The sequence below is a fragment of the Anaerolineales bacterium genome (assembly GCA_022866145.1).
GTDB lineage: Bacteria > Chloroflexota > Anaerolineae > Anaerolineales > E44-bin32 > PFL42.
The window spans coordinates 1-6,694 of record JALHUE010000294.1; the positions used below are offsets into that span (position 1 = coordinate 1).

A 6,694-nucleotide genomic window follows, 5' to 3' on the forward strand; every position below is an offset into this window, starting at 1 on the left:
TAGGTCGTCACCGACAGCCGGCGCGGCCGCGACGAATCGTTCTTCATCCGCAACCGCTGCAGCTTGATCGGCGGCCCACCTCCGCCCTCCACCGGCACCAGCACAGTGAGCTCCTGCTCGATGGCGTGGCTGTTGTGTTCATAGACGGTGTAGCCCGCCCCGTGGCGGGCCCGATAGGCTGTCGACTGGCGGATCGGCGAGGCCGTTGGCGTCCAGAACTCGCCGCTCTCCTCATCGCGAATGTAGATCGCCTCGGAGGCCGGGTCGAGCACCGGGTCGTTCGACCATGGGGTCAGGCGGTTGCGCTGGCTGTTGCCGGACCAGGTATACCCGGCGCCCGTCTCGCTGACGATCGCTCCGAAATCGGGGTTGGCGATGACGTTGACCCAGGGTGCGGGCGTATGCGTGTTGGGTCCGAGGTAGATGACATACTCGCGCCCATCCCGGGTGAAGCCTCCCAGGCTGTTGAAGTACGGAAGCTCCATGAAGGGCAGGGGAGCCGAAGGCTCGCGCGGGGCGGGCCTGCCGGTCAGCGGCGACGGAGGCTCGGGCAGTTCCGCCGGTACACCAAGCTGTTGGGCAAGAGATCCTCGGGCGGCGACCAGCACCACGCGAGCGGCGGCCATGAGCAGGCGCTGGTCCTCCTCAGGAATCTGGTCGGCGCTGCGCAGGTAAACGCCGCCCGGCTGGTCGACCTCGGCCTCCGGGGCGTGGACGCGGATCAGCGTATCGAGCCGCTCGTGCAACGGCTGGTCATAACCGCCAGCCTCTTCGTTCAAGATGACCAGGTCAGCCTTGAGGCCTTGGCTTCGCCAGTAGGCGTGCGCCTGCAGCATCTGCCGCACTAGAGGGATGTCGTGGACATCGCCGATCGTGATCAGAACAATCGGCAGATCGCCCGAGATCCCATAGGCCCACAGACCAGCTTGCCCTTTCCGGTTCCGCTCCTCAAAGCGTTCGGCGCTGGCCCGGAAGGTGGGACCGGGGTACAGCAAATGGCTGGCCAGTTTCTGGAAGCGGCGTGCATCATCCGGCTGGATTCGCAGCAGTCGGAGTTCGAGCTGGGCCGAAGCCCAGGCGACGTCCATCGCCCGCTCAATGGCTTGGGGATCGCCGTACTTGACCATGAGCTGGAGCACGGCTTCACGGCTGCCGCCGGCCGCCAGCACCAGTGACACCTGGCGGCGTTCTCCGGGAGGCAGGATGATCGTGCGCCGTAGGCTGAGGATCGGATCGAGAACGTAGCCCTGCGTGTCGCCGGGTTCGTATTCGGCACCCATCGGCGCGGCCAGCGACCGCCCGCGCCCGATGAACGGCCGACGATCGGTCTCAAAGCGCAAGCCCTCCGCCTCAAGGCGGGGGTCGGCCGTCAGGCGGTGTCCGACAAAGACCGCGGGCTCATCCTCCGCCCGGGGGCGGCGGAAGGCGAGCAAGCAGCCGGGATCGGGCACGGCTTCGGTCTGGACGAAGAGCTTATTGAAGGCCGGATGGGCAAGGTCGGTGTTGTGCGGCGCAAGCGAGAGCTCAATGTAACTCGTGAGGTCAACATGGTGAGTGCGCAGGGTACGGTTGACCAACGTCAGGCGCCGGATCTCGACGTCATCCTCCGGCGAGACCACGATCTCGGTTTCGGTGTGGATCCCGCCATCCACTCGGCGGAAAGTCGCCTGGTCCAGAGCGAAGTGGGCATGATAGCCCTCGATCTTCCCACCCACGGGCTGATAGGTGTTCGACCACAACCGGCCGGCCTCCGCATCGTGCAGGTAGCAGAACGTGCCCCAGGAATCCCGCGTCCGATCCGAGCGCCAGCGGGTAAGCTCGATATCCCCCCACTGGCTGTAGCCGCCGCCGGCGTTGCTGACCATCAGGCTATAGCGCCCATTGGAGAGCAGTTGGGTCTTGGGGGTGGGGGTGTGCGGGGTGTCGAACTTGCTGACCGATGGCTCGGCCTCGGCGATGCTCTTGACAGTGGGGATGCGTTCGCGCGTCGAGACCAGATGCAGCGGAGGCAACGTCGGCACGCGCTCGTGGAGCAGCGACTCTACGGCGCGCACGCGCGGCTCGGCATGGAAGCGACGGGGGAAGGGCTCGCCGTGAAGGGCGTTGGCCAATGCCAACAGTCCCATTCCCTGGTGATGGGCCATGAAAGCCCGAACGGTCACGCCCAGTTCACCCTTGCGCTCGGGCCGGCGTGTGAAGTCCACCGCTTCAAAGAAGCCGAAGTCATTCAGCAGGTGGAGATCCGCCAGGCGGCGGAGGTTGACTACCGTCTCCCGCGGTGCCACGCTCAGCGCCAACAGGGTGGCGTAGGGGGCGATCACCAACTCCCGGGCGAGGTCGCGCTTGAGACCTAGATCGGGCACGCCGAAAGCTTTGTACTGATAGGTCCTGGCCGCATCCAGGTCGCCATAGGCACATTCCGAGATCCCCCAAGGAACGCGCCGGCGCCGGCCGTAGGCTATCTGCACTCGGACGGCATCTCGGACGGCCCGGTCGAGCAGGGAGTTGGGAACCGAGCGCTGGAGAAGCAGAGGCATCAGGTATTCGAACATCGTGCCCGTCCAGCTGAGCAGCACTCGGCTGCGACCGATGAGGTTGTAAGGGCGGCTCATCGCGAACCAGTGCTCGATCGGCACGCTGCCCTCGGCGATGGCGGCGAAGCTTCCCAGGCGTGCCTCGCTGGCCAGCAGGTCGTAGTAGGCGCCGTCCAGCCGACCGGTAGAGACGTTATAGCCGATGGCGAACAGGCGGCGGGCCGGATCGTAGAGGGAGTACATATTGATCGAGTCGGCCAGCCGGTCCGTGTCCTGGATCAACTGCTCGGCTTGGGCCAGCATCTCGCCCGCCAGCCACTTGGATCGATCAAACGACTGTATCAGCCGGTCAAGCCACTCCGCCATCGGCTCGATCGCTGGCGATCCTTCCTGCCGCAGGCTGCTTAGGACCGCCAGGCTCGGCACTTCGCCCGCGGCGAGTGCTCGGAGCGACGGAACGCGCTGCAGATCTTGCTGGAATGCCTGGAAGGCCTCAAGCCCCAGCGTGGCTAGCTCATCATGATCTTTCTCGCTCAGAATCTCCATCCAGGTCAGATAGCGGTCGACAAGCGTCACCCAGGCCGCCGTCTGGCGCGCGAGCTCGACCGCCCAGGGCAACCGTGTGCCTCCGGCCTCTCCCGCTCCTGCCGTGGGTTCCAGCCAGCCATGGACCATGGCGTTGATCGTTCGCAGAGCCCGTATTGTCTCGAGCGGGGCAGAGGGCATGGCGGCTAGTGCCCGCCGGAGGGCAGCTGCCTCTTGCGAGCCGAGGCGCACGCTTGGGTTATCCCGGCTCTCGTCCTCGATCACGTTCCACGTGTCGCCCAGCCCCTCCCAGGCGTTCGGCTGCAGCAGCGGCCCGCTGACCAATTCCTCAAGCCCTTGCCGGAGACACCACAGTCCCGCCAGCAGGTTGCCGCTGTCCGCGGCCGAGACGTAGCGCGGCTCTAGCGGCGTGAGGGTCTGGATGTCATACCAGTTCAGCAGGTGGCCTTCGTAGCGGTCCAGGCGAGCGATCGTCGCCATGGTCTGCGTCAGCTGCGTGACGACCGCGTCGGGTGTCAGGTAGCCAAAGTCGTGGGCTGCCAGATTGCTCAGCATCCACAGCCCGATGTTGGTCGGGCTGGTCCGCATCGCCAGATGCTCCTTGTGAGAAACCTGGAAGTTGTCGGGCGGCAGCCAGGACGTTTCGGCGCCGACAAAGTGCGAGAAGTAGCGCCAGGTCCTGCGGGCGATGGCTCGCAGAAACTCGCGGTCGTTTGCGGAAAGCGCCGTCTGCTTCTGACGGGGCTCTGGTCGTCGGCTGAGCAGCCAGCCGAACAGCGGGGAGATGAACCAGAGCAGCAGCCAGAAGGCAGCCAGTGGCAAGCTCGCCGGTTGCAGGAGCAGCACAGCTGCGGCAGCGGCTCCGCTGACCAGACTGGCCAAGCCCATGGAAAGCAGGAACGCCCGCAGCCGGGTGGGCGCACTCCACTTCATGGCCTGGGCTGAGGTCCACTCCAGTAGTCCGCGGTGCGAGATCCAGCGGCGGTAGCCGACGCGAAGGATGGCGTCGAGCGCCAGCCCGGCGCGATTCAGGATGAGCGCCGCTTCGACGATAGTCCGCACCAGATCGTGGCCGATCTTGGCCAGCGAGAAGCTCCTCCAACCGCGGCGCGTTGTCAGCCAGGTGGTCGGTTGCATTAGAGGCTGGAGGAACAGCAGCAGAGCGATCAGGAGGCCGCTGATCAGTGCCGCCCGAGGGGCGAACAGCCAGGAGGCAACCAGCAGGCCGATAATAGACACGGGAACCAGGCTGCGGCGCAGATTATCCAGGATCTTCCAGCGGCCGATGCCGGAGAGCGGGTTTGGCCCATGGCCTCCCCCGGCGAGTGGAATCCGCGGCAAGACCCAGTCTGCGATTTGCCAGTCACCGCGAATCCAGCGATGCTCCCGGCTGGTGTAACCGAGGTAGTCGGGAGGGAACTCGTCCAGGAGCTCGATATCGCTCGCCAATCCCACCCCAACGTGGGCGCCCTCGATCAGATCATGGCTGAGCAGGCGCCCCTCGGGGAACCTGCCGGAGAGGGCGCGGCTGAAGGCACGCACATCGTAGATGCCCTTGCCGTGATACGAGCCTTCGCCGAACAGGTCCTGGCTGACATCGGACACGGCCTTGGTGTAGGGATCAATCCCCACGGCGTCAGTGAACAGGCGGGTGAACGGCGTGGCGATCGAACTGGGGAGAGAGGGCGTGACCCGAGGCTGGATGATCGTGCGCGATCCGGAGGCGATCCGGCCCTGAGCATCGAGGCGAGGCAGGTTGAGGGGGTGGGCAAGGGTCTCGATCATCCGACGGGCGGTGCCACTGGGGAGCTGCGTGTCGCCATCCAGGGTAATGACGAAGCGCACGTTGGCCAGCCGCTCGGGTTCCCCGACGTGCACGAGTTGCGGGGCATCGGCCGGCCGGGTGCCGTCGATCAGTTGGTTGAGTTCCTCTAGTTTGCCGCGTTTGCGTTCCCAGCCGATGTACTTCTGCTCCGAGTCGCTCCAGCGACGCTGGCGGTGTAGCAGGAAGAAGCGCCCCACAGGGTAGCGGTGGTTGAGCGCCTGGACGTTCTCTACGGCCGTTTGAAGCAGCCGATCGTCCTCCTCGTCATGCGCCCGATCGCAGTCGGCAAAGTCCGTGAACAAGCCGAACAGAAGATTGGAGTCCTGGTTCGCCAGGGAGCGAACCTCGAGCTTCTCGACCATCGACCGGATCTGCTCCGGCGAGACGAGCATCTCCGGCACGATGACCAGGGTGCGGAACTCGTCTGGGATCCCGCTGGCCTGGTAGCTCATCTTGGGCAGCGTGCGGGGTGGGAGCAGACGCGTGACGAGGTAGTCCACGGCCTGAAGTGCAAGCTGGCTGGCCGGGATCAATGCCAGAAGGACGATCGCGAAGCGTTGCCCAGATGGAAGGCCGGCAAGGCCGAGGGCGGCGAAGACGACCAGCACTGCAGCCGTCAGCCCTGCGGCGCCGGCGGCGTAGAGCCGGGCGGAGTGAGCGTATACCCATCCGAGGAGCCGAATCCGGAGTGGCCTGCGGCTGCCGGCTGCCTGGGCGAACTCTGCCCTTCGGTCGCCGATCAGGTAGCTGCCGATGTGCGCCAGCCGGCGGTCTGAATCGGGTTGGGCGGCTGCGCGAGAAGCATGCTCCACGACCAGACCGGCGAGGTGAACCTCCGACAAGCCTGCGCCGCGCGCCAGCTGTTCGACCGCCTGCCGGTACCGGTCCCGGGTCTCGAAGTCCATTCCGCTGTACACCCCCAGCGGATCAAGGCGCAACGTCCGCTCGACGTGACTCAGGTCCTCGAAGACCTGCCGCCAGTCCACCAGGGCCAGCTGACGCAGGCTGGTGAAGGCATTTCCGATGAGAATCTGATCGCGGCTCTGGCGGGTGGTTTCCCGCGAAGTCAGTTCGGCCAACGGCCGGTGGTAGGCTCGTTCGAGCCACGACTGCACCGGTGCCAACGCATCTTCCTCATCGTACAGATGGCCGATCAGCTGGGAGGCGAAGTACGGGGTGGGCGCGGCCTGGACGCGGGTCAACTCGGCCATCATGGCGAACAGTTGGCTGGGCTCGCGGCGGCTGGTCGTCATCAGCCGATTGGCCCAGAAGTCCGCAATCTCCCGTTCCCGCAACTCCGCCAGTGCCCGGGTGGCGAGATGAGCAATGCTTTCGATCAAGGCAACGCGCAGCATCTGGGGGAAAGCCCACAGCTCACCGATGGTCAGTGGGTGGATCGACTGGTAGGCCTCGAGGAAGGCGCGGAGGTGCTCGTGCTCAAGGCGGAGATCAGTGTGGGAGACCAGCTCTTGAGCCAGGGTGCTGACGCGAGGCCGGCCCGCGGCTGAGCTGTTCTTCAAGGCGGGCAGCTCACGGTAGAAGCGCGCCGGGAGATTGCGTTCTACATCGCGGGCATTGCTCTCTACAATGTACTCATTGTCGAGGATCCACTCCGCGGTGGGAGAAGCTTGCTGCTCCATGGGCCCGGCCAATGCCAGGTCCTGGCTCGCCTGATGGATCCAGTGCCAGTTGCCGGTCAGCTGAGCGAGCAGCTCTTGACTGGGCCTCGCCTGAGAGTCAAGCTGATGGTCCGCGGCCAAGCGGCGTGCGTGCTCTTCGATCTCCGGCA

1 protein-coding gene is annotated in these 6,694 nt (G+C 65.6%); it reads right to left on the reverse strand.

The annotated features are described in order from the left end of the window. The coding region (locus MUO23_09060; GenBank protein MCJ7513104.1) for a hypothetical protein at nt 1-6,557 on the reverse strand (6,557 nt) is incomplete at its 3' end. Nucleotides 6,558-6,694: the final 137 nt, after the last annotated feature.